The following is a 24,685-nucleotide window of genomic DNA, read 5'->3' as shown; positions in this document are numbered from 1 at the left end:
GTCACGACGGCCGCCCGGCCCGTGCGGCGGCGACGTCGCGGTACTGGTCGACCAGCCGGTGCAGCGCCGGGACCAGGTCGTTGGGGGTGGGCAGGCCGGCCACCTGGGTCCGCAGCCGTTCGGCGTTCGCCTTGAACGACGGGTCCTTGAGCACCCGGGCCAGATCCTCGGCGAGCGCCTCGGAGGTGAGGTGGTCGGCGTCGGCGACGAACCGACCGGCCCCCTGCTGTTGCAGGCCGTTGGCGTGGGCCAGTGGCCCCCACCACTGGAACCCCCAGTGCGTCCCCGGAATGATCAACTGCGGTACGGCGTGCTCGACGGCGGTGGCGAAGGTGCCCGCCCCACCGTGGTGCACGATCGCCGCGCAGCTCGGCAGCAACATGGCCAGCGGCACGAAGTCGACCACCCGGACGTTGTCCGGCAGCACCGGGATGGTGGCGAGCTGCTTGGCGTTGAAGGTGGCGATCACCTCGGCGTCGAGACCGCTCACCGCGTCCAGCAGATCGGCGGCGGGGGCCTCGGTGCCGCGCCCGTTGCGGTGCGACTCGCCGAGGGTGAGGCAGATCCGGGGCCGCTGCTGCTCCTCCCGCAGCCAGTCCGGAATCCGGGCCGGGGGGTTCACCGCGATGTGCCGCACCGGCACCAGGTGCAGCCCGTCGGGCTGGTACTGCCACGGCGGCATCGGGTCGATGGTGAAGTGGCCGGTGGCGACGTCCTCGTCGAACCGGGCGCCGTAACCACCCAGCACCCGGTCCAGCCAGTCGCGCAGCGGATCACCCTCGTCCCGGGCGGCCCGCCGGAGCTGGGTGATCCCGTCCGGGCCCATCATCATCCGGGCGTGCGGCACCCCGCAGACGGTGGCCGCGGCCGGTGCGGCGTACACCATGGAGTCCCAGACCACCAGGTCCGGCCGCCATGAGTCGATCAACGCGATCAGGTCGGCGATCATCTCGTCGGTGGAGAACAGCGCGAAACCCCAGGAGGCCCGGGACAGCTTCTCCAACGGGTTGTCCCGCGGGAAGTCCTGCTGCAACGGCATCTCCTGGCGCTCACCGGGGGCCATCACCACCGGCGGCGCCTCGCCGGGGCGTACCCCCGGATAGAAGGCGGGCATCTCCGTGCGGGTCCGACCCACCTCGACCGGGACGAACCCGGACGCGATGATGGCGTCGGCGATCTCGGGCTGGCTGGCGACGCGGACGTCGTGTCCGGCCGTACGCAGCGCCCACGCCAACGGCGTCATGATGTGCAGGTGCGCCTTGTTGGCGTGCGGCACGAAGAGCACTCTCATCCGGTCTCCTCAGCTCGGTGTCCGTGGCTCGGCAGGGCGGCGGCCGGAGGGCTGCCACCACGCGGGCACGGTGCCTCGCCCCCCGGCGACCTCCGCCCCACCATGATCTCGGCCCGGCCGTCCTCCGGACATCTCCATACATGCCCTTTCACCGTCGTCGACCGGGCATCGTCGAAGTAGGCACCCACCGTCGACCTCTCCATACTCGACGGACAGGCGGGCTCACCCGGCGGTCCGACGCCATGCGGGTCGGGTGCCCGACACCGGCCGGACCGCCGGCCCGCCGTCGCGGTCGCGTCGCGCCCGGCCGCCCGGCCCGACTCCCGGATCAACCTCCCGCGCGGCCCCTGCCTGCCCGTACGACGAAAGGGACGCCCATGTTCGCCGACGCCGACCCTGCCCTGATGGAACCCCGAGACTTCGCCCGGCTGGTCACCGCCACCCCGGTCGACGAACTGCGCCGGGTGATGGGGGGCCCGCACCGCCGCACCATCCTGGACGGCATCTTCGTCCGGATGCCCACCCTGTTCCGCGCCGACCGGGCCGGGACCACCGAGGCGGTCCTGCACTGGAGCGTCGGCGACCGACGTGAGGGGACCGTGGACACCTACGAGATGGTGATCGCCGGGGGTGAGTGTGTGCTGTCGGCGCGGCCGGACCGGGAGCCCCGGCTCACCCTGACCCTCAGCGACATCGACTTCCTCAAGCTGGTCAGCAGCAACGCCAACCCGGTCACCATGTTCGTGCTGGGCCGGATGAAGGCCAAGGGCGACCGGGGGCTGGCCATGCGCATCCCCACCCTGTTCGACATCCCGAAACCCTGACCACGCGCGTACGCGGGGGCGGCATCCGGTGCCGCCCCCGCGCCGCGTCCTGCCCCCGTGCCCCGGCCGGCGTGGGCCGCGCGGGGTGTCCCGGTTCCGTCGCCGGCCCGCCCGCCGCCCCGGGCGCTGCGGGCCGGCCTGCGGATCAGCCGGTCAACCGGCGGCTGATGTCCGCCCGGAGCTGCTTCTTGTTCACCTTGCCCACCGCCGTGTACGGCAGTTCGTCGACGGTCACCAGCCGCTCCGGCAGCTTGAACGCGGCCACCCCGGCCCGCTGCATCACCGCCCGGACCTCGTCCAGGCCCACCGCACGGCCCGGCTGCGGCACCACGTAGAGGCAGACCCGTTCGCCCAGCTCGGCGTCCGGCATGGCGACCGCGGCGGCCAGGCTCACCGCGTCGAGCTGGTAGGCGAAGTTCTCCACCTCCTCGGCGGAGATCTTCTCGCCACCCCGGTTGATCAGGTCCTTGTCCCGCCCCTCGATGACCAGGTTCCCGTCGGGCCGCAGCCGGACGATGTCCCCGGTGTTGTACCAGCCGTCGACGAAGGCCCGGGCGGTCAGCTCCGGCGACCGGTAGTAGCCACGCGGCGTGTACGGCCCCCGGGTCAGCAGCACCCCCGCCTCGCCCGGCGGCACCGGCCGGCCGTCCTCGTCGACCAGCCGCAACTCGTCGTCGGGGCAGATCGGCCGCCCCTGGCTGTGGCACACCACGTCCTGCGGGTCGGCCGGGCGGGTGAGGCAGAGCAGCCCCTCCGCCATCCCGTACACCTGCTGCAACTCGCAGCCGAGGACCGGCGTCACCCGCTGGGCCACCTGGTCGGCCAGCCGGGAGCCGGCCACCTGGACCCGGCGCAGCGAGCCGAGGTCCCGGTCCGGGTCCTTGTCCCGGTATTCCAGCCAGCGTTGCACGGCGGCGGGCACCAGCGAGGTGAAGGTGACCCGTTCCCGCTGCACCGCCTCGAACGCCCGCTCCGGTGCCGGGGACGGCAGGATCACCACCCGGCCGCCGGCCAGCAGCGTGCCCAGCAGGCCCGGCCCGGCCATCGGGTAGCCGTGCGCCAGCGGCAGCACCGCGAGGTAGACCGTCGTCGCGTCCACCTCGGACAGCTCGGCGGCCCGACGCATCATGTAGCCGTAGTCGTCGTGGGTCCGGGCGATCAGCTTCGGCACGCCGGTGGTGCCGCCGGAGAGCAGGAACAGGGCGACCGCCGAGCCGGCGGGCGCGGCGGCGTCGAGCGCGCGCCGGGCCGCCACCGGGTCGTCGGCCGGCCGGCACAGCTGGCGCAGGTCGACGCTGTCCGGCCGGACGTCCGCGCCGGCCACCAGCACGTGCCGCAGGGTCGGCGCGTCGGCGGCCACCTCGTGCGCCAGCGCCTGGTGGTCGAAGTCCTTCCACCCGTCCGGTACGACCAGCGCCCGCGCCCCGGTCAGCGCCACGATCGCGGCGATCTCCTGTCGGCGGTGCGCCGGCAGGGCCATCACCGGGACCGCGCCCAGCCGGAAGCAGGCCACCGTCAGTACGACGAACTCCCAGCAGTTGGGCAGCTGCACCACCACCCGGTCGTCGGGGCGTATCCCGAGCGCGCGCAGGCGGACGGCGGCGCCGTCGGCGCGGGCGGTCAGCTCGGCGAAGGTGAGCCGTACCGGGCCGTCGACCAGGCACGTCGCGGTGGGGTCGGCGTCGGCGGCGGCGTACAGGTACGCCCCCAGCGGCCGGTGGGTCCAGTACCCCCGCTCGGTGTACCGCGCCACCAGCTCCGGCGGCCACGGCACGGTCCCGTCGAGGGTAGGTCGGGTCGCTTCTGCGGACATGTGGGTCCTCCCGATCCGAGTGGTCGACGCGGCGCACCGGCGTCGGGGCCCGCGCGGCGCGACCGAGGAATTCGCGTGTCGAACTCGCGGGGAAACCGTACGGACGCGCGCCGCCGAGTTCCTTCTCCCGCATTGCGCTATTGCGCGCCCGGGCATTAGCGGAGGTCACGGCGGATGCCGGTGGGTGGCCGTCGGCCGCAGACGATCGCACTCAGGAAGGTGCCCCTGTGATCGGTGGGGGAACAGGATGTGTCGCAGTTGAGGTCAGCGTCCGGACCTGACCGTCACCGCGACATTTCCGAAGGACAGCGACCACCGCATCCGGCTGTGTTCCGGATGCGGTCGGCGATGTGGAGAGGAGCCTGGACGTGAGCCAGGATGGGGAATTTTCTGAGGCCGTGGCCATTGTCGGTATGAGCTGCCGGTTCGCCCCTGACCTTGACTCGTTGGAGAAGTTCTGGGCATTTCTCATCGGTGGTCGACATGCCGTGAGTGCCATGCCCGACAAGCGGTGGGAACCGTACGCCTCGACCAGCCCCCAGGCCACCGCGATCCTGCGGAAGACGACCCGGCTGGGCTCATTCCTCGACGACATCGAGGGATTCGACGCGGACTTCTTCGGCATCTCTCCCCGGGAGGCGGACTTCCTCGACCCGCAGCAGCGGATCGTGTTGGAGTTGGCCTGGGAGGCGCTGGGCAACGCGGGTGTGCCGCCGTTGTCGCTGCGCGGTTCGGACGCCGGTGTCTTCGTGGCGGCCAATTCCAACGACTACGGCCGCCGCCTGCTGGAGGACATTCCGCGGACCGGTGCCTGGGCGGTCAACGGCACCACCTACTACGGCATCGCCAACCGCATCTCGTACTTCCTGGACCTGCGGGGGCCCAGCATGGCGGTGGACACCGCCTGCGCCGGTTCCCTCACCGCGCTGCACCTGGCCTGCCAGAGCCTGCGCGAGGGGGAGATCCCGCTGGCCGTCGTGGGTGGGGTCAACATCATGGCCAGCCCGACCCTGTTCGTGGCCCTGGACGCGGCCGGGGCGACCGCCCCGGACGGGCGCAGCAAGGCGTTCGCCGCCGACGCCGACGGCTACGGCCGGGGCGAGGGCGCCGGGGTGGTGGTGCTCAAGCGGTTGGCCGACGCCCGCCGCGACGGCGACGAGGTGCTCGCCCTGATCCCCGGCAGCGGGGTGTTCCAGGACGGCCGCTCCGACGGCATGATGGCGCCCAACGGCTCGGCCCAGGAGCACATGCTGCGGGTGGCCTACGCGCGCGCCGGCATCGCCCCGGAGACGGTGCACTACGTCGAGGCGCACGGCACCGGCACCCCGGTCGGTGACCGGGAGGAGGCCAAGGCGCTGGCCGCGGTCTTCGGCGCCGGCCGGACCCCCGACGAGCCCTGCCTGATCGGCTCGGTGAAGCCGAACATCGGTCACGTCGAGGCGGGCTCGGGCATCGCCGGTGTGATCAAGGCGGTGTTGGCGCTGCGGCATGCGGAGATCCCGCCGAGCCTGCACCGCGAGCCGAACCCGGACTTCGACTGGGCCGGCTCCGGGTTGCGGCTGATCGGCGAGCGGTCCCCGTGGCCGGCCGGCGACTCACCGCGCCGGGCCGGCGTGTCCAGCTACGGCGTCGGCGGTTCCATCTCGCACGTCATCCTCCAGGAGGCGCCGCCCGCCCCGACCGCGTCGGCCGGGGACACCACCGCCGAGGCGGCGGCCACCACGGTGCCGGCCACCACGGTGCCGGCCACCACGGTGCCGGCCACCACGGTGCCGGCCACCACGGTGCCGGCCACCACGGTGCCGGCCGAGGTCACCACCGGGACACGACCGTCGGTGTTCCCGCTCTCGGCGATGTCCGAGGCCGGGGTGGCGGCGCTGGCCACCCGCACCGCCGACTGGCTGGTGGAGCACCCCGGGGCGTCCCTGCCGTCGGTGGGGCACACCCTGGCGCAGCGCCGTTCGCACCTGCCGCAGCGGGCGGCCGTGCTGGCCGCCTCGCCCGGGGAACTCGTCGAGCGGCTGCGGGAGGTGGCCGACGGCAAGTCCACCCCGCAGGTCGCCCGGGGCCGGACGGTGGCCGACCCGGCCCCGGTGGTCTGGGTCTTCTCCGGGCACGGCGCGCAGTGGGCGGGCATGGGCCGGCAACTGCTGCGCGACGAGCCGGTCTTCGCCGCCGCCGTCGACGCGCTCGCCGAGGTGTTCCGCGAGGAGTTGGGCTGGACGCCCCGCGAGGCGTTGACCGCCGGCGGCCCGTGGAGCGGCGTCGAGGTGCAGGCGTTGACCTTCGCCACCCAGGTCGCCCTGGCGCAGACCTGGCGGGCCCGGGGGCTCACCCCGGCTGCGGTGATCGGGCACTCGGTGGGGGAGATCGCCGCCGCCGCCGTCGCCGGCAGCCTGGACGTACTGGCCGCCGCCCGGTTCGCCTGCCAGCGGGCGCGTGCCCTGGAACGCCTCCAGGGCGCGGGCGGGATGGCCATGGTCGGGCTCGGGTTCGACGAGGCCCGGCAGCGGCTCGCCGGCCAGCTCGGCGTGGTCGCCGCTATTTCGGCCAGCCCCACCTCCACCGTGCTCTCCGGTGACCGGGAGGCCGTCGAGCAGATCGTGACGCACTGGCGCGAGGAGGGGGTGGCGGTGTGGCGGGTCGACACCGACATCGCGTTCCACAGCCCGCACGTCGACGCGGCGGTGGCCGAGGTCGCCGCGGCGGCCGGCGCGCTGCGCCCCGGGACGCCCCGGACCACCCTCTACAGCACCGCGCTGACCGACCCCCGGTCGACCGCCCCGCGGGACGGCGCGTACTGGGTGGCGAACCTGCGCGAGCCGGTGCGGTTCACCGACGCCGTGACGGCGGCCGTCGCCGACGGGCACCGGGTCTTCCTGGAGGTCTCCACCCACCCGGTGGTCACCCACTCCATCGGGGAGACCCTCGCCCACCTCGGCGTCGAGGACGCCACCGTCGTGCACAGTCTGCGCCGCGACACCGACGAGGTACGCGCGCTGCTGGCCGGCCTGGCCCGGCTGCACTGCGCGGGCGCGGCGGTGGACTGGGGGCGGCTGCACCCGACCGGATCGCTGCTGCCGATGCCCTCGGTGGCCTGGCAGCACCGGCCGTACTGGATCTTCCCCGAGTCGCGGGCCGAGTCCGGCCCCGGCGGCGGTCACGACCCGGAGCGGCACAGCCTGCTCGGCGGCCGGATGACGGTCTCCGGCGCGCCGCCCCGGCAGGTGTGGCAGACCTACCTGGACATGTCGTCGCGGCCCTACCCGCTCGACCACGAGGTGGTCGACGTCGAGATCACCCCGGCCGCCGTCCTGATCAACAGCTTCGCCCTGGCCGCCGGGGAGGACGGCCGGCTGCCGGCGCTGGCCGACATCGTGCTGCGCACCCCGCTGGCCGTCGCGCCGCCCCGGGTGGTGCAGATCGTGCTCTCGGAGAACACCGCCCGGCTGGCCACCCGGGTCGCCCCGCAGGACGGCGGGCCCGTCGTCGACGACGAGGAGTACGAGTGGATCACCCACTCGACGGCGACCATCGACTGGAGCACCGAGCTGGTCGACGGCGGGCTCGACGCCGACGAGGTGCGGGCCCGCTGCCCCCAGGAGTGGTCCTGGCAGCGGGTCGACGAGATGTTCCGCCGGATGGGCGTCGGCGGTTACGCGTTCCCCTGGGACGTGGTCGAGCTGCGCCGCAACGACGAGGAGCAGTTGGCCGACATCGTCATCGTGCCGCCACCGGCGCAGACGGCCACCAGTTGGGCGCACGTCATCGACGGCGCGCTGACCATCAGCGCGGTGCTGGTCACCCCGGAGTACGCCCGGCACCAGTGGATGTCCTCGCACATCGAATCGGTGGTCTTCAAGGGGGAACCACCGGCGCACATCACCGTCCACTCGGTGCGCTCGCCGAGGTCGCCGCAGGACACCGTGGACGTGCAGGTGGCCAACGAGCGCGGGGAGGTCGTGTGCCAGGTACGCGGCCTGCGGTTCTCCGCCATCTCGGACACCGACAGCGCGGTGGCCGCCCCCCGCGAGCTGGTGCACGAGGTGGTCTGGCGGCCCCTGGACCTCACCGTCGACGGGGTCCCCACCGAGCTGTCCCGGGTGGTCGTGGTCGGTGCCGACCCGGCCGCCGGTGACCTGGCCGGGGCGCTGGCCGGCACCGGACTGCGTACCGTCCGGGTGGACGGCCCGGACGAGCTGGCCACGGTGGGTCTCACCCCGCGCGACGCGGTCCTGGTCGCGCCGGGCTTCGGCGACGCCGACGAGTCGGCCGAGCAGGCCGCCGAACGGTGCGGCTGGGCGTTGATCCACAGCGCGCAGGCGCTGATCGAGGCGCAGGCGGCCGGGGGTGACCCGGCGGCCGCCCAGCCCCGGCTCTGGTGCCTGACCCGGGGTGTCCGGCAGGCGGTGGGGGAGCGGTCGCTGGCCCACGCCCCGCTGTGGGGCATCGCCCGGATCATCGCCGGGGAACACCCGGACCTGTGGGGCGGGGTCGTCGACCTCGCCGACGACGCCGACATCCCCGCCGAGACCGTCGCGACGGTGCTGCGCCGGCTCACCGGCGACGAGGACATCGTCTCGGTCACCGGCGGCGAGGTGGCGGTGCAGCGGCTCGGTCAGGTCGAACGGCCCGCCGACGGCACCGCGTTGCAGTGCCGGCCGACCGACACCTACCTGATCACCGGTGGTCTCGGGTCGCTCGGACTGATGGTGGCCCGGTGGCTGGCCGACCGGGGGGCCCGGCGGATCCTGCTCGCCGGCCGCCGGGGCCTGCCCCCGCGCGCCGAGTGGGACGGCGACCACGACGTGCGGACCCGCCGGCAGATCGACGGGGTGCTCGAACTGGAGGCGCTCGGGGTGACCGTCCGGACCCTGGCGTTGGACATCACCGACCCGGTGGAGGTCGCGGCGGCGCTCGACCCGGCCACCCACGGCATGCCGGCGGTACGCGGCATCGTGCACGCCGCCGGGGTGGTCCGCGACGCGATGGTGGACAAGGTGGACCGGGAGGGGCTGCACGACGTCCTCGGGCCGAAGGTCAACGGGGCGATGGTGCTGCACCGCCTCTTCCCCCCGGGCACGCTGGACTTCTTTGTGATGTTCTCGTCCTGCGGGCAGTTCACCCGGCTGACCGGGCAGACCACCTACGCGGCGGCCAACTCGTTCCTGGACGCCCTCGCGGCGCACCGGCACGCCGACGGCCACACCGAGACGACCAGCCTCGGCTGGACGTCCTGGCGCGGGGTGGGCATGTCCGAGTCGATCTCGTCGACCATGCTGGAGGCCAACTCGCGCGGCCTGGACGCGATCTCGGTGACCGAGGCGTTCCGGGCCTGGGCCTTCGCCGACCGGTTCCACAGCCCGTACCACGCGATCCTGCGGGTGCTGGCGCCGACCACCAACGCCCCCCGGCTGCCGATGCTGCGGGAGCTGACCGCGACCCGGTCGACCACCGAGGGCGGCACCGGTCAGGCGTTCAGCGTCGACTGGGTCGACACCCCGGAGCAGGAGCTGCGGGAGTTGGTCACCGCCGACGTCCGGGAGCAGGCCGCCGCCGAGCTGAGCCTGGCCGCCGAGGATCTGGAGCTGCGCCGGCCGCTGGTCGAGCTGGGCGTGGACTCGGTGATGACGGTGGCGCTGCGGGTGCGGTTGCAGGGCCGGTACGGCCTGGAGCTGCCGCCGAACATCCTGTGGAACAAGCCGACCATCGCCGCCCTGGCCGACCACATCGTCGACAGTCTCCGTCCCGCGGAGCCCGCCGACGACGACCCGGCCGACGACCCGGCCGCGCTGCGGGTGGGCTGACCCCCACCCCGGCGATCCCGCCGTACCCCGGCCGGTGCACCCACCGGCCGGGGTACGGCAATTCGCCGTCCTGCTCCGGAAACGGATTCTCGGAAACGGCCTTCGACATCGCAATCGCGGAGATGTCAGCGGTGCCGGACCGCCGGAGGATAGGGGGACGGACGGACCGTTCGGGGGTGAATGTGTCCACTGTCCGCAGTAGTCACAGGAGAGGAAGCGACCACGATGTCCACTGGTACCCAGGTGGCTCCGGCCATTGACGGAGAAAAGGCGCTCGACGCGTATTACGGGTCGTTCACCAGCGACCAGGAAAAGGAGGTCCTCACCGTTCCGTTGCGGCTGGTGGAGGCATGGTCCCGCAACGACGCCGCCGGGGTGGCGAATTCGTTCACCGAGGACGGCGTGATGATCCTGCCCGGGGACGTGTTCAAGAAGGGTCGGGACGAGATCCACTCGTTCATGGCCGCCGCGTACGCCGGACCGTTCAAGGGCACCGGGGTCACCGGCCGCCCGGTCGACGTCCGGATCATCTCCGACGACGCCGCCCTGATCCGCACCCACGGCGGCATCCTCGCCGCCGGCCAGACGGAGATCGCGGAGGAGTTGGCCGTGCGCTCCACCTGGGTCGTCGTCAAGCGGGACGGCCAGTGGCAGCTCGCCGGCTACCAGAACAGCCCGCGCGGCGCCGGCGCGACGCTGCGCTGGTGACCGGGCAGCGACGCGGACAGGAGGAGACAGCATGAGCACGGACGCCGCATCGCTCGTGGCCGGCGCCAAGCAGTGGGCCTCGTACTACGGCGACTTCCCCAACGGAGTGGAAGGGGCGGTGCTGACCGCGCCGCTGCGCTGCCGGGCCGCCTGGGACGCCAACGACGCCGAGGGCTTCGCCTCCCTCTTCGTCGACAACGGCAGCATGCTGGTCGGTGACAACCAGCTGATGAGCCGGGACGAGATCCGGTCGTACCTCGGTGAGCTGTTCGCCGGCCCGTACAAGGGCTCCCGGCTGACCCTGGAGTTCAGCGAGATCCAGGTCGTGTCGGAGTCGACGGCGCTGGCGGTCAGCGTCGGCGGGGTCGTCTACGCCGACGCCGCCGCCCTCGCCCCGGCCGACAACATCCGCACCATGTGGGTGGTCGTCAAGCAGGACGGCGACTGGCGGATCGCCTCCTACCAGAGCAGCCCGATCACCGGCTGAACCGGCCCCGGCCAGCGCCGGGGGCGACGAGCGCCCCGGTACGCGCCGGGTGACCAGCGGGCCGGCCAGGGCCGGGGCGACGAACGGGTCGACCCGGCCCTGGACGACGAGAGGAGAAGAGGGACCGATGACCACGACCATGGCACCCTGGGGAGACGCCTCGGCGCTGCTGGCCGCCGCGGGTGTCCCCGAGGACCCGTCCTACTACCGGGGGTACACCGAGGCCGACGAGCGGGCGGCGCTGACGGTGGCGATGCGCATCCAGGCGGCGTGGGCGGCCAACGACGCCGACATGTTCGCCGACGTGTTCACCGCCGACGGCAGCCTGCTGATGCGCGACGAGCAGCTCACCAGCCGGGAGGAGATCCGGGCGTACATGTCCCGGGGCTTCGCCGGGCCGCTGCGGGGCGCCCGGGTGAAGGGTTGGCCGGTCGAGGTCGCCTTCCTCACCGACGACGTCGCCTTGGTGGTGACCGAGGGCGGCATCATCATGGCCGGCCAGGACGACATCGCGCCGGAGAACTTCATCCGGGCCACCTGGGTGATGCTGCGCCAGCCCGACGGCCAGCTCCGGCTGGTCTCGCACCAGAGCAGCCCGATCCGGGGCTGACCGAGCGCGGTCGACGACGACCGCCCGACTGCCGGGGTCGTGGTGACGACGGGAAGCCGTCCGCGGGTCACCACGGCCTCGGGGCACGCCCGACGGGGACCGTCCGGTCCCCGTCGGTGGCGCGGTGACCCGCGACCGACAACCGAGAACCTGACCTTGGAGGGTGCAGTGGTGTACGACTACGTCATCGTCGGCGCGGGATCAGCGGGGTGTGTCCTGGCCGCCCGGCTCACCGAGGACCCCGACGTCACGGTGTGCCTGATCGAGGCGGGTCCCCGGGACACCGCCGACAGCATCCACGTCCCGGTGGCCTTCGGCACCCTGTTCCGCACCCAGCTGGACTGGGACTACGACACCCACGAGGAGCCGGCCCTGGGCCGGCGGCGGGTCTACCTGCCCCGGGGTCGGGTGCTGGGCGGCACCAGCTCGATCAACACGATGGTCTACATCCGGGGCGCGCGCGGCGACTTCGACGGCTGGGCCCAGCCCGGCTGGGACTTCGACGACCTGCTGCCGTACTTCAAGCGTTCCGAGGACAACGAGCGCGGGGCGTCGACCTACCACGGGGTCGGCGGGCCGATGGCGGTCTCCGAGGGGCGGGCCAACAACCCGATGTCGTCGGCGTTCGTGGAGGCGGCCGGCGAGGCCGGCTACGGGGTCAACGACGACTTCAACGGCGCGGGCCAGGAGGGCTTCGGCTTCTTCCAGCTGACCCAGCGCGACGGCCGCCGGGAGAGCACCGCGACCGCGTTCCTGCACCCCGCCCTCGACCGGCCCAACCTGACCGTGGAGACCAACGTCCACGTGCACCGGGTGCTGATCGAGAACGGACGGGCGGTCGGGGTGACCGGGACCCGGCTGGACGACACGCTGACCGTCACCGCGTCCCGGGAGGTCATCCTCGCCGCCGGGGCGTACAACTCGCCGCAGTTGCTGATGCTCTCCGGGGTCGGCCCGGCCGGGCTGCTGGGCGCCCTCGGCGTGCCGGTGCTGCTGGACCAGCCGCAGGTGGGGCAGAACCTCCAGGACCACGCACTGATCCCGCTGGTCTACACCCACTCGCAGCCGATCAGCCTGCTCGCCGCCAACCAGCCCGAGCACCTGCAGCGCTTCCTGGCCGAGGGCCGTGGCCCGATGACGGCCAACGGGCCGGAGGCGGGCGGCTTCGTGCGCACCCGCGACGACCTGACCGCCCCGGACGCGGAGTTCCTGGCCGCGCCGGTGATGTTCGCCGACAGCGGGCTGGGCACCCCCACCCACCATTCGATCTCGTACGGCCCGTCGATGGTGGCCCCGCGCAGCCGGGGGTACGTGCTGCTGGCCTCGGCCGACCCGACCGCCAAGCCGAAGATCGTGCACAACTACTTCCAGGACGAGCGTGACCTCGACGACGCGGTCGCGGCGACCCGGATCGGCATCCGGATCGCGGAGCAGAAGGCGCTGGCCCCGTACACCGAGGGGCAGTTCGCCCCGCCGGCCTCGGACTCCGACGAGGACCTGCGGCACTACGTCCGGCAGTACGCCCACTCGATCTTCCACCCGGCGGGCACCTGCGCGATGGGTGCCGTGGTGGACGAGCAGCTGCGGGTCAACGGGCTGGAGGGGCTGCGGGTGGTCGACGCCAGCGTCATGCCCACCCTGGTCCGGGGCAACCCGAACGCCGCCGTGATCGCCATCGCGGAGAAGGCGGCGGACCTGATCGCCGGCGTCGCGCCGCTGCCCCGGCAGGCCGAGGCGGTCGCCCGGTGACCCACCGGCCGCCCGCCGACCCGTCCGTCCCGGTGGACGGCGTCCCGTCCGCCGACCCGACCCGTGACCGCACAGGAGGAGTGAGATGACCAGCGCGACCGAGGCCCCCCCGAGGGACGAACTGGTACGCCGCGCCAGCGAGCTGGTGCCGCTGCTGCGTCAGCACGCCGGCTGGCAGGAGGAGAACCGGCGGCTGCACGACGAGACGGTGGAGGCGCTGGCCGACGCCGGCCTGTTCCGGATGCGGGTGCCGCGCCGCTACGGCGGCTACGAGTCGGACACCCGCACCCTGCACGAGGTGATGGTGGAGCTGGGCCGGGGTGACGGCTCGGTGGCCTGGACGGCGTCGGTGTGGGCGATCCCCGGCTGGATGGTGGGGATGTTCCCCGACGAGGTGCAGGACGAGGTCTACGCCACCCCCGACGTGCGGATCTGCGGGACGTTGAGCCCGTCGGCCAGCGGCACCCCGAAGCCCGGCGGCGGCATGCTGCTCAACGGCAGCTGGAGTTTCATCAGTGGCGCGCTGCACAGCCACTGGCAGGAGGTCATCGCGATGGCCCCGGCACCGGACGGGGTGAACCAGTGGCCGGTGATGGCCCTGGTGCCGCTGTCCGACCTGGAGATCGTCGACGACTGGTACACCGCCGGCCTGCAGGGTTCGGGCAGCATCACCACGGTGGCCCGGGACGTCTTCGTGCCGCAGGAGCGGATCGTGCCGATGCCCGCCGTGCTCCAGGGGCAGAGCGCCTCGGCGCTCAACCGGGACCTGCCGATGTACCGCAACCCGCTGCTCGGGGTCGCGAACGCCTCCTCGGCCGGCACGGTGATCGGCCTGGCCCGGGCGGCCCGGGAGTTCTTCCTGGAGCGGCTCGACCGGAAGATCACCTACACCGACTACGCCACCCAGCGGGAGGCCCCGGTCACCCACCTCCAGCTCGCCGAGGCGACCATGAAGATCGACGAGGCCGAGTTCCACGCCCAGCGGATCACCGACCTGGTCGACACCAAGGGCGTCAGCGGTGAGCCGTGGACGCTGGAGGAGCGGGCCCGGACCCGGGCCGACATCGGGGCGGTCTGCCAGCTCGGCAGGGCCGCCGTCGACCTGCTCGGGATGGCCAGCGGTGGCTCGTCGATCCTGCGGCAGGCTCCGATGCAGCGGGTGGTGCGGGACATGTACGCGGTCAACCTGCACGCGCTGATGGTCCCGTCGACGAACCTCGAACTCTATGGCCGGGTGCTCTGCGGGCTGGAGCCCAACTCGCCGTACATCTGAGTTCGCCCGTCCACCGGGTGGACGGCCCGACCAAAGAAGTGGACCCGCGGCACCGGTCGGTGCCGCGGGTCCGCCGCGTGTGCGGGTCGTCACATGTCGGGGCCACCGGCACCGAGCACCGGACGGACCTCGACCAGGCCGAAGTTGGCCTCGGGGATCCGGGCGGCGTGCCCGACCGCCTGCTCGATGGTGTCGCACTCGATCAGGTAGATCCCGGCGACGTACTCCTTGACCTCGGGGAACGGGCCGTCGGTGGTCGTCACCTGGCCGTCGCTGACCAGGACCTTCTTGGCCTGCCCCTGGTCGGCGAGCGCCTCGGACACGATCAGCTCGCCCGACTCGGACAGATCCTCCACCAGCGACATGTGCGCCTTGAAACCCAGCTCGCGCTCGGTGTCGGACATGTTCTGCCAGGCGTCCCGGGTCTGCTGGTTGTGGCTGATCATGATCAGGTACTTCATGGGTGCCTCCTGAAGGCTCGAACTATTTGCTTACCCGTATGTCGAAACCAACGAGCCAGCTTCGACATCCAGGCAGAAGCGCACGTGACGTGCGCCGATGTCGAGGAGGGCACCATGAGCACCGGTACCACACCGAGTTCGGACGAGGCGCTGGACGCGTCCGCGGACCGGCCGGACCCCCGTCGGTGGAAGGCGCTGGCGCTGCTCGGCTTCGTCCAGTTCATGTTCGTCATCGACATGACCGTGGTCAGCGTCGCGCTGCCGCGAATCCAGGGCGAACTCGACATGTCCCGGACCGGGCTGGCCTGGGTCGTCAACGGCTACGTCCTGATGGCCGGTGGTCTGCTGCTGTTCGGCGGCCGGCTCGCCGACCTGTTCGGCCGGCGGCGGATCTTCATCACCGGCGTGGTCATCTTCGCCATCGCCTCGGTCATCTCCGGGGCCGCCATGAACCCCGAGATGCTCATCTACAGCCGCTTCCTCCAGGGCGTCGGTGAGGCCCTGGCCGCCCCGGCCGCGCTGGGCATCGTCTTCCTGCTCTTCTCGGCCCCGGCCGACCGGGTCAAGGCGGTCGGTATCTGGGGTGGACTGTCCGGCCTGGCCGGCACGCTCGGGCCGGTCGTCGGTGGTCTCATCGTGGCCGACGCCAGCTGGCGCTGGATCTTCTATGTCAACGTTCCGGTCGCGGTGATCGCGCTGGCCCTGGTGGGCCGGCTGGTCGGTGAGACCCGGATGGAGCGCACCGGGCAGAAGTTCAACTTCACCGGTGTGCTGACCGCCACGGCGGGTCTGGTCGCCATCGTCTACGGCCTGCTCCAGGCCGCCGAGCGGTCCTGGCTGTCGACGCAGGTGCTGCTGCCGCTCTTCGGTGGGCTGGCGTTGATCGGGCTGATGCTGCTGATCGAGTCGCGGGCCGCCGCACCGCTGATCCCGCTGCGCTTCTTCACCAATCGCACCCGCGCGGTGGGTTACCTGGTCGGCCTGGCCCTCTCCTGCGCCTTCTTCGGGTTCACCTTCCTGACCACCCTCTTCGAGCAGCAGGTGCTCGGATACTCGCCGCTCAAGGGCGGTCTCTCCTTCATCCCGGTGGGCCTCGGCATCGCCTTCGGCGTCGGGCTGTCCACCGGCATGATCCCGAAGTTCGGCGTCAAGCCGGTGATCATCGTGGGTCTGCTCGGGGTCACCGGCGGCCTGCTGTTGCTCAGCGGGATCTCCGTCGACACCCACTACGCCAGCGGCATCCTGCCCGGGATGCTGGTGCTGGGTGTCTTCTTCGGCCTGGCGATGCCCGGCACCGCCAACACCGCGCTCTACAAGGTGGGCACCCAGGACACCGGGCTCGCCTCCGCCATGCAGAACGTGATGCAGCAGGTCGGCGGTGCGCTCGGCCTGTCGGTCCTGGTGGCGTTGGCCCTGCGGCTGGGCGGGGACCGGCTCGCCGAGGGGGCGAACCCGAGGGCCGCGGCCACCGAGGGCTACGTGTTGTCCTACCGGGTGTCCGCGGTGCTGCTCCTGGTCGTCGCCCTCGTCGTGCTCCTGCTGCTGGAGAAGATCGGCATCCAGGGCGACTGGGCCACCCCGGACGACAAGACCCCGGCCGACGCCCCGTTGGCCGGCACTGCCGGCGCCGACACCCCGTCGGATGCCCCGACCACCGCCGACGACCGGACCGGCGCTCCGCCCGGACGTTGACCGGTCGACGTCCGGGTGGTTGCCGCCGCCCGGACGTCGTTCCCGTCCCGCACTGACCCACCCCCCGGGTCAGTGCGGGACGCGCCGGCCGGCCCTCCCACCGGGCCGGCCGGCACCCCGGCACCGGTCCCACCGTGCCACCCGGACCGTCCCCCCGGTCCGGGCCGGAGAACCTGCCGTCCCCCCGGCAGGCGTCAGCCCCGCCGGATCCCCCTTCCGGCGGGGCTGACTCGGCCCGGCGCGACCACCCAGCTTGGCGCGGCGCGGCGATCCGGGGTGCGGTCAGTGTGCGGCGGTCTGCGGCACGGCCGGCTCGGCCGGCGCCACGCTCCGGCGACGCCGACCGTTGAGCAGGGCCCCGATGAACGTGTACCGGACCAGGTAGCGGTAGCTGAGCAGGGTGAGCGGATAGGTGACCAGCAGGATGGCCGGGAACTTGACGAACCACGGCACCGCCACCTGTGACACGGCCGCCTGCAGCGCCATCACCAGCGGGAGGTGGACGACATAGACCCAGTACGACGCGTCGGCCACGTACCGGATCGACGGGTTCGGCCGGGACAGGTGCCGCATCGCCGCCCCGATCAGACCCATCGTCCAGGCCCAGACGGCCAGCGTGTAGACGACCGCGTAGCCGACCTTGTGCCAGCCCAGCCCCTCGGGTTCGGTGTCCGGGGTGAGCCCCACCATGGCCAGTGCGATCCCGGTGAGCACGACCGCCGCCACCAGGTTGCGGGGGTACCGCCGCTCCCACACCCGGATCACCTCGACCTGGCGGTTGAGCAGCCAGCCGAAGCCGAACGCGCAGCCGTAGGCGACCAGCCCCACGGGGTTGGGGATCAGCCCGTTCTCGGCCGGCGGTACCCCGTACCAGAGCAGCCAGTCCTGCTTGAGCAGGAAGGCGACGCAGAGCGGGGCGCCGACGACCAGCGGGGTGAGGTCACGGGCGACGACGGTCCGGACGATCGGGTCGACGAGCCCGCGGCGCCGGGTGCCGTCGGGGTCGAGCAGGTTGACCACCGCGCGGACGGCCAGCGCCAGCACGTAAAGGACCAGCAGCCAGTAGAGGAACCACAGGTGGGTCAGCGGGAAGGTGCGCAGGGTCATCGGGGTGGCCCCGGGAACCTCCTCGCCGGCCAGATTCGCCGCGATGATGATCGCCACCACCGTGGAGACCATCACGAGCGGCCAGAAGATCGCCAGGGGCGCGAGGATGCGTACGGCCCGGTTGCGGACGAAGCCGCCGGTGCCGCGCCGGTGCAGCAGCAGCCGGGCGAAGAAGCCGGCGATCAGGAAGAACAGCGTCATCCGGAACACGTGGATGACGAAGTAGGTGCCGTTCATCACCGGGCTCGTCGACACGTCCCCCACCACCCAGGTGCGAGGTTCCAGGAAGGACAGTGTCGTGTGCAGGACGACGCCGAGGAGCAGGGCTCCCGCGCGTACCGCGTCGAGGGCGTGCAGTCGTTCGGAGGCGCTCGTGGCGGCGCCGGGGACAGGGGTCGAGGGGATGGCCATGTTCTGCTCTCCACTACCCGCGGTTTCGGGTCCGTCCCGATTCCACGCGTTCGTCGGGCGTCGGGAATAGGCGGCGCCGGTAGCCCCGGAAAGGGTGCTGCGTGCTCCGGGCCGACCGGACGGACGGCACTGAGGGAGTTGCCGTCGACCGCTACGGGGAGGCTATAAAACATAGACAATCATGGTCATCCGCGCTTGCGTCAAAATTGTTTCATCTTTCGGTTGCCGGCATCGGCCTTTCGGCCTTTCCGGCCTATTCGTCGTTGTTCCGCGCCGCTCGCGGGTCGACGCCCGGGGGTATGCCGCCCGGTGTCCCGCCGGGTCAGGTCCGCTGGGTTGCGCGCAGTCGCAGGAAACGCTGCTCCGGGACGCTGAGCGTCGCCTGGGCGGCCAGCAGGTAGTACCGCCGGGCCTCCGCCCGGTCGCCGAGCAGGTCGAGCAGGTGCGCCCGGACGGCGTGCACCCGGTGGTTGCCGGCGAGCACCGGATCGGCCTGGGCGGCGGTCAGCTCCGCGAGCGCGGCACCCGGCCCGTCCACCATCGCCACCGCCACGATCCGGTTGAGCGTGACCATCGGACCGGGCGCGATGCGCCGCAACAGGTTGTAGAGCCCGAGAATCTGCGGCCAGTCGGTGTCCTCGGCGCGGGGCGCCTCGTCGTGCACCGCGGCGATCGCCGCCTGCACCTGGTAGGGCCCGACCGGCGCACTCGCCAGGGTCCTGGTGATCAGCGCGACGCCCTCGGCGATGGCCCGCCCGTCCCACCGGGACCGGTCCTGCTCGGCCAGCGGAATGAGCGCACCGTCCGGCCCGGTTCGCGCCGGCCGCCGGGCGTCGGTGAGCAGCATCAGCGCCAGCAGGCCGGTGACCTCCGGGTCGTCGGGCAGGTGCTCGTGCAGCTGCCGGGTCAGCCGGATCGCCTCGGCGGTGAGTTCGATCCGGTTGAGCGCCGGCCCCGAACTGGCCGTGTAGCCCTCGTTGAAGATCAGGTAGAGGACCTCCATCACGGCGGCCACCCGGGCCGGACGATCCTCGGGTGCCGGCATCCGGAACTCGGCGCCACTGGTCCGGATGCGCTGCTTGGCCCGGCTGATCCGCTGGGCGACGGTGGACTCCGGCACCAGGAACGCCCGGGCGATCTCGGCGGTGCTCAGCCCACCGACCGCCCGCAGGGTGAGCGCCACCTGGGAGACCCGGGTCAGCGCCGGATGGCAGCAGAGCATCAGCAGGGTCAGCGTGTCGTCCACGGCGGAGACCGGGCCGGACTCCGGGCCGGTCAGGGCGGCCACCGCGCGTTCCCGGCGTCGGCGGGCGGCGTCGTTGCGCCACAGTTCCGTCCAACGGCGGGAGGCGACCGTCGTCAGCCAGCCCCGGGGGTTGGCCGGCAGCCCCTCCTCCGGCCACTGCACGGCCGCTGCCAGCAGGGCTTCCTGGACGGCGTCCTCGCAGGTGTCGAAGCCGCCGTGCAGGCGTACCAGGGTGGAGAGCACCTGCGGCGCGTGTTCGCGCAGCAGGTCCTCGACGTCCGTGGTAACGGTCACGCGTCCGGCCGGGCGGCGTCGAGGACCGGGCGCACCTCGACCAGGCCGAACTGCGCCTCGGGCACCCGGGCAGCGTGCGCCACCGCCTGCGCGATGGTGTCGCACTCCACCAGGTAGAAGCCGGCGAGATACTCCTTCACCTCGGGGAAGGGGCCGTCGGTGGCGATCGTGCGCCCCCGGTCGACCCGGACCCGACGGGCGGTGGCCGGGTCGGCCAACGCCTCGGAGACGATCAGTTCGCCGGTTGCGGCCAGCTCCTCGACGAGGGCGGTGTGGGCCTTGACGCCCAACTGCCGTTCGGTGTCGGACATGCCCTGCCACGCATCACGAGCCTGCTCGTTGTGGCTGATCAGGATCAGGTATTTCACCGCACCTCCAAGGTCGGAGATGATTGTCCCACCAGTAGGTCAAAACCGGCACCGCCGCATCGACACGATACAGAACCGCAGCTCAGGATGGGGTAAGTCGGCGCGGCGGTAGGGTGCCGCGTCGTTTTCGCGGTGGGGTCGGCGACATCGGGTCAGCTGGTCGGCGAGGGCAGCCGAAAGGGAATTCGTCATCTCGTCTTCGGGCGTTTCCCGCCCTCATCCCCGGCCGGCGACGAACTCCAAGATCGACGTCCCGACATAGTCGATCATCTCATCGGTGAGCGCCGGATAGACGCCGACCCAGAGGGTCTGCTCGGTGATGATGTCGCTGTTGGTCAGCTCACCGACCACCCGGTAGCGCTGGTGGAGGTAGGCCGGGTGCCGGGTCAGGTTGCCGGCGAACAACTGCCGGGTCCCGATCCGCCGGTCCTCCAGGAACGCCACCAGCTCGGAGCGGGTGAACGGCGCCGCTGGGTCGACGGTGACGACGAACCCGAACCAGCTCGGCTCGCTGTTCGGGGTGGCCTCCGGCAGCAGCAGGTGCGGCACCCCGTCGAGCCGCTCACGCAGCCGCCGCCAGTTGCGCCGGCGCAGCGCGGTGAACTCGTCCAACTTGGCCAACTGGGTCAGCCCCAGCGCCGCCTGCAGGTCGGTCGCCTTCAGGTTGTAGCCGACGTGCGAGTAGATGTACTTGTGGTCGTACCCCTGTGGAAGCGTGCCCAGCTGGTACTTGAACCGCTTGAGGCAGGTGTTCGACTCGCCCGGCGGGCACCAGCAGTCCCGTCCCCAGTCGCGCAGCGACTCGACGATCCGGGCCAGCGCCAGGTTCGAGGTGAGCACGCAGCCACCCTCACCCATCGTCAGATGGTGGGCCGGATAGAAACTCACCGTGGACAGGTCGCCGAAGGTGCCGGTCAGGTCACCGTCGTAGGTGGAGCCCACCGCGTCGCAGTTGTCCTCCACGAAGAACAGGTCGTGTGCGTCGGCCAGCTCGGCCATCTCCCGCGCCGGGTAGGGGTTGCCCAGCGTGTGGGCCAGGATGATGGCCCGGGTCCGCGGGCCGATCGCCGCGGCCACCCGCTCCACGGTGGTGTTGTAGGTGCCCAGGTCGACGTCGACGAAGACCGGCACCAGGCCGTTCTGCAGGATCGGGTTGACCGTGGTGGGGAAGCCGGCCGCCACCGTGATCACCTCGTCGCCGGGGCGCAGCTGCCGGTCCTCCAGCAGGTCCGAGGTGAGCGCGCCCACCGCCAGCAGGTTCGCCGACGAACCGGAGTTGGTCAGGTGCGCCTTGCGGCGGTGCAGTTTGCGGGCGAACTCCGACTCGAACCTGCGGGCCAGCGGGCCAGCCGCGATCCGCATGTCGAGCGCGGCCTCCACCAGCGCCACCCGGTCCTCGGCGTCGAGCAGCGCCCCGGAGGGCCAGATCTCGGTCACCCCCGGGATGAAGGGCTGGTTGGGCTGCGCGTCCTGGTGGAACTTACGGACCTCGTCGAGCAGCAGCGCTCTACGGTCACTCATGCCCGGACTCCTTCTCGTGATCACGACAGGTGTGCGTACCGGTGGCGGGGCCGGACCGGTCGCGGGTCGGGCCGGGCGCCAGCGGGTGCCCGTGGCGGCGGCCGGGGGCCGTCACCGCCACCCCCGGCGCCCGACCCGCCGGCCGGCGAGGCGTCGGCGGTGTCCCGCCCGGCCAGGCGTTCCAACGCCCGGACGGTCTCGGCCGGGGACGGCTGCGCCGCGATCTCCCCGGCCACCGCCCCGGCCGTGACCGCGAACCGGGACTGGCCCAGCACCAGCGCCGCCGCGTCGGCCACCCCGCGCGGGGTGGCCACGTCGAGGCGGACGGCCAACCCCACCCCCGCCGCGGCGATCGCCTCCGCGTTCTCCAACGCGTCGTCGAACTTGGGCAGCACGATCTGCGGACAACCCGCGGCCAGGGCGGTCAGGGCGGACCCCTGGCCGCCGTGGTGGATCAGCAACCGGCAGGTCGCCACCAGCTCCGACAGCGGGATCCGGCCCGCGTACCGGACGGCCGACGGCAGCGGTGGCAGTTGACGGGCGGCCTCGTCGTCGATGGCCAGGACCAGCTCGGCGTCGAGGGTCGCCAACTCCTCGACCAGCCCGGTGAGCAGTCCACCCATCCCGCCGTCGGTCAGCTGGGGCAGCACGGTCCCCATGGTCAGGCCGATCCGGGGCCGCGCCGGCGGGTCGAGCAACCAGTCCGGCACCCGGGCGACGCCGTTGTACGGCACCGCCCGCAGCCCGACGTGCGTCCGGGCGTGCGGCTGCCGCAGGCTCGGCGGCCACGGGTCGAGCACCAGGTCGGCCCGGGGCAGCCGGGTCAACCCGAGGCGGTGCAGGTCACCCCGGAGCACCGTCTCGGCGGCCGCCCGGTACTCGACGAGTTCCGCGACACCCCAGTGCAGTTCGACGTACGGGACGCCCTCGGCGCGCGCGGCCACCGGGCCGGCGTACTCGGAACGCTCGGCGAGCACCAGGTCCGGTCGCCAGGACCGGACGGTGGCCAGGGTGCCGGCGAGGTTTCGCGACGCCATTGTCGCGAAGACCTCGCCGTGTCCATAGGGGTCGTCCTCGATGCCGTGCGGCGAATCCGGCCGCATCAGCTCGCGGATGTCCATCCCCGGCCCGCTGGAGATCGCGGGCAACCCGGCCTGCGTCACGGTCGGTACGAAGTGCTCGGTGCACGCGACCAGCACCTCGTGCCCCGCTGCCCGCAGCGCCCAGGCGAGCGGCACCAGCGGGAAGAGGTGACCGTGCATGGGTGCGCTGGTGATCAGCACGCGCATCTGCGGCTCCGACGGCTGAGGGGCGCCGCCGGAACTGCGCGGCGACGGATACCGGTAGTGACCATTACCAATAGATCGTGGCAGAGGCCGGGAGGTCAGACACCTCCCAGCGTGCCGTCGTACCCGGTCCCGCACCGACCACTGTGGATCTGTTTCTGGTCAGCCCGCCGGGCGGACCGTCACCACGCTCGGCAGGCCGTTGTCGGCGGCGGCCTCCAGCGGGGCGACCCGGGTGCCGGTCACCGCGATGCCGTCCATCCGCACCACCGGCGCGAACCAGGCCAGGTCGGTGAGACGGGCCACCGCCTGCTGGAACAACCCCGCCTGGGTGGTCGGGTCCGGCTCGGCGACCGCCCGCTCCAACGACTGCCGCAGCTGCGCGTCGTTGGTGGCGTACGGGTTGAACGGGTTGGCCACCGGCCGCATGAAGTCCAACGAGGACAGGTAGGTCGGCAGGTTGCCGTAGCCGAACGCGGTCACCGGGAACTTGCGCGACATCACGTGCTCCAGCCACTGCGGCACCTGGGTGTCGGTGGTCAGCTCCACGGTCACCCCGATCTTCTTCCACTGCCCGGCCACCACCTGCGCGACGGCGGCGATGCCGGGGGTGTGCGCCTCCGCCTTGACGGTGAAGCCGTTCGGGTAACCCGCCTCGGCGAGCAGCGCCTTCGCCCGGTCCGGGTCGTACGGGTAGCGGTCGTCCAGGGCCGCCTGGTAGCCGTCGAAGCCGGGGGCGGCGATCTGGCTGGTCGGGTGGGCGAACTCGCCGAAGATCGTCTTGGCGATCGTGGCCCGGTCGATGGCGTGGTTCAGCGCCTGGCGTACCCGCACGTCGCGCAGGGGCGCGGCGACGGTGCCGTCGCGGTCGGCGAGCACCATGCCGAGCACCGCCACGCTCGCCGTGATGTGCTTGAGCCCGGCGGCGACGACCGCCGGCCCGGCGTCGGCGTTCAGCGCGGCATAGTCGATCTGCCCGGCCTGGATGGCCTGCACCGTGGCGTTCGAGTCCGGCAGCACCCGGACCACGACCTTCTTCCAGTGCTGCCCCTCCTTGTTCCAGTACCGGGGGTTGGGCAGGTAGGTGTAGTGGTCGCCGGCGACGGTGCCGGCCGGGTCGAGCTGGTACGGGCCGGCGCCGAAGGTGCGCTGCGCCAACTGGCCCGGGTCGGTCAGCCCGGCGGGGGAGACGACCGAACCGGAGAGGATCGCCTGGCTGAACAGTTGCCGCATCACCGGGTTCGGGGTGCTGTTGGTGACCACCACCGTGCCGGCGTCCGGCGCGGTGATGCTGGCGATGGTGGCCGCCCAGGTCTTCGCCTTCGGGCTGACCGTCCGCATGTACTCCAGCGACCGGACCACCGCCGGGGCGTCCAGCGGGGTGCCGTCGGCGAAGGTCACCCCCGGGCGCAGCTTGAGCTGGAAGACCTTGTTCTGCCGGTCGACGTAGCCGAACGACTCGGCCAGTTCCCCGGTGAACGTCCGGTCGGCGTTCATCCGGATCAGCGGGGCGTACGCCAGCGCCACCGTCGGAATGTTGTTCAGGTCGATGTTGGCCTTGTACGGGTCGAGCGTCGGCGGGGCCGCCACCGCCAGGGTCAGGGTGGCGTCGTCGGTGGCGCCGCCCTCCTCGGCGGTGCCGGAACAGGCGGTCAGCGAGCCGACCGTGAGCAGCGCGGCGGCGACCAGGACTCGTACCTGGTGGACGCTCCGGCGCGGACGATGCGCGAACATGGC

General features: G+C 72.4%; 17 protein-coding genes. 8 read left to right on the top strand and 9 right to left on the bottom strand.

Going from position 1 to position 24,685, the window contains the following annotated elements:
• Nucleotide 1: 1 nt before the first annotated feature.
• Nucleotides 2-1,291, bottom strand: coding sequence for a nucleotide disphospho-sugar-binding domain-containing protein (locus ACQP1S_RS18195; RefSeq protein WP_363668025.1), 1,290 nt, complete (start codon nt 1,289-1,291; stop codon nt 2-4).
• A 404-nt stretch (nt 1,292-1,695) separates the two neighbouring features.
• On the opposite strand from ACQP1S_RS18195, the gene ACQP1S_RS18190 reads away from it, so the two are divergent.
• The gene (locus ACQP1S_RS18190) at nt 1,696-2,115 is read left to right on the top strand and encodes an SCP2 sterol-binding domain-containing protein (RefSeq protein ID WP_245722413.1); all 420 of its coding nucleotides are present in this window, start codon (nt 1,696-1,698) and stop codon (nt 2,113-2,115) included.
• Nucleotides 2,116-2,260: 145 nt separating this feature from the next.
• Here the strand turns inward: ACQP1S_RS18190 and ACQP1S_RS18185 are convergent, their stop codons facing one another.
• On the bottom strand, nt 2,261-3,928 hold the full coding sequence (locus tag ACQP1S_RS18185; RefSeq protein ID WP_363668027.1) for a (2,3-dihydroxybenzoyl)adenylate synthase: 1,668 nt from the start codon (nt 3,926-3,928) through the stop codon (nt 2,261-2,263).
• 368 nt (nt 3,929-4,296) lie between these two features.
• On the opposite strand from ACQP1S_RS18185, the gene ACQP1S_RS18180 reads away from it, so the two are divergent.
• The 6 genes from ACQP1S_RS18180 to ACQP1S_RS18155 all read left to right on the top strand — a co-directional run bounded on the left by ACQP1S_RS18180 (nt 4,297) and on the right by ACQP1S_RS18155 (nt 14,562).
• Nucleotides 4,297-9,735, top strand: coding sequence for a type I polyketide synthase (locus ACQP1S_RS18180; protein ID WP_432896762.1), 5,439 nt, complete (start codon nt 4,297-4,299; stop codon nt 9,733-9,735).
• Nucleotides 9,736-9,960: 225 nt separating this feature from the next.
• On the top strand, nt 9,961-10,443 hold the full coding sequence (locus ACQP1S_RS18175; protein WP_357897437.1) for an SgcJ/EcaC family oxidoreductase: 483 nt from the start codon (nt 9,961-9,963) through the stop codon (nt 10,441-10,443).
• A 31-nt stretch (nt 10,444-10,474) separates the two neighbouring features.
• Entirely contained in the window at nt 10,475-10,930 is a 456-nt protein-coding gene (locus tag ACQP1S_RS18170) for an SgcJ/EcaC family oxidoreductase (protein ID WP_363668031.1), read from the top strand.
• 127 nt (nt 10,931-11,057) lie between these two features.
• Nucleotides 11,058-11,540, top strand: a complete 483-nt coding sequence (locus ACQP1S_RS18165) for an SgcJ/EcaC family oxidoreductase (protein ID WP_091243030.1) — start codon at nt 11,058-11,060, stop codon at nt 11,538-11,540.
• Nucleotides 11,541-11,711: 171 nt separating this feature from the next.
• Complete coding sequence (locus tag ACQP1S_RS18160) at nt 11,712-13,289, top strand: GMC family oxidoreductase (RefSeq protein WP_091243890.1); 1,578 nt, start codon at nt 11,712-11,714, stop codon at nt 13,287-13,289.
• An 85-nt stretch (nt 13,290-13,374) separates the two neighbouring features.
• Nucleotides 13,375-14,562, top strand: coding sequence for an acyl-CoA dehydrogenase family protein (locus ACQP1S_RS18155; protein WP_091243026.1), 1,188 nt, complete (start codon nt 13,375-13,377; stop codon nt 14,560-14,562).
• Between the two features lie 89 nt (nt 14,563-14,651).
• On the opposite strand, the gene ACQP1S_RS18150 is transcribed toward ACQP1S_RS18155, so the two are convergent.
• The gene (locus ACQP1S_RS18150) at nt 14,652-15,023 is read right to left on the bottom strand and encodes a YciI family protein (protein ID WP_091243022.1); all 372 of its coding nucleotides are present in this window, start codon (nt 15,021-15,023) and stop codon (nt 14,652-14,654) included.
• A gap of 114 nt (nt 15,024-15,137) precedes the next feature.
• Here ACQP1S_RS18150 and ACQP1S_RS18145 point away from each other — a divergent pair, with 114 nt between their 5' ends.
• Nucleotides 15,138-16,715 (top strand): DHA2 family efflux MFS transporter permease subunit, encoded by a 1,578-nt coding sequence (locus tag ACQP1S_RS18145; RefSeq protein WP_432896754.1) that lies wholly within the window; start codon nt 15,138-15,140, stop codon nt 16,713-16,715.
• Nucleotides 16,716-16,997: 282 nt separating this feature from the next.
• Here the strand turns inward: ACQP1S_RS18145 and ACQP1S_RS18140 are convergent, their stop codons facing one another.
• From ACQP1S_RS18140 to ACQP1S_RS18115, 6 genes are all read right to left on the bottom strand, one after another.
• Nucleotides 16,998-18,233 carry an acyltransferase family protein gene (locus ACQP1S_RS18140; RefSeq protein WP_432896751.1) on the bottom strand — a complete coding sequence of 412 codons (1,236 nt, stop codon included), beginning with the start codon at nt 18,231-18,233 and terminating at the stop codon, nt 16,998-17,000.
• A 322-nt stretch (nt 18,234-18,555) separates the two neighbouring features.
• Nucleotides 18,556-19,773, bottom strand: coding sequence for an RNA polymerase sigma factor (locus ACQP1S_RS18135; RefSeq protein ID WP_432896748.1), 1,218 nt, complete (start codon nt 19,771-19,773; stop codon nt 18,556-18,558).
• The gene (locus ACQP1S_RS18130; RefSeq protein ID WP_091243009.1) at nt 19,770-20,141 is read right to left on the bottom strand and encodes a YciI family protein; all 372 of its coding nucleotides are present in this window, start codon (nt 20,139-20,141) and stop codon (nt 19,770-19,772) included. The genes ACQP1S_RS18135 and ACQP1S_RS18130 overlap by 4 nt, the downstream gene beginning before the upstream one ends.
• 216 nt (nt 20,142-20,357) lie before the next feature.
• Nucleotides 20,358-21,662, bottom strand: a complete 1,305-nt coding sequence (gene rfbH, locus ACQP1S_RS18125; protein WP_432896745.1) for a lipopolysaccharide biosynthesis protein RfbH — start codon at nt 21,660-21,662, stop codon at nt 20,358-20,360.
• A gap of 20 nt (nt 21,663-21,682) precedes the next feature.
• The gene (locus tag ACQP1S_RS18120) at nt 21,683-22,951 is read right to left on the bottom strand and encodes a nucleotide disphospho-sugar-binding domain-containing protein (protein WP_432896742.1); all 1,269 of its coding nucleotides are present in this window, start codon (nt 22,949-22,951) and stop codon (nt 21,683-21,685) included.
• A gap of 159 nt (nt 22,952-23,110) precedes the next feature.
• Nucleotides 23,111-24,682, bottom strand: coding sequence for an ABC transporter substrate-binding protein (locus ACQP1S_RS18115; protein WP_363668050.1), 1,572 nt, complete (start codon nt 24,680-24,682; stop codon nt 23,111-23,113).
• Between the last annotated feature and the right edge of the window lie 3 nt (nt 24,683-24,685).

It is taken from the genome of Micromonospora matsumotoense (genome assembly GCF_050951065.1).
GTDB lineage: Bacteria > Actinomycetota > Actinomycetes > Mycobacteriales > Micromonosporaceae > Micromonospora > Micromonospora matsumotoensis.
The sequence above is the reverse complement of the archived record's forward strand: the minus strand, read 5'-3'. Positions and strand labels throughout refer to the sequence as shown.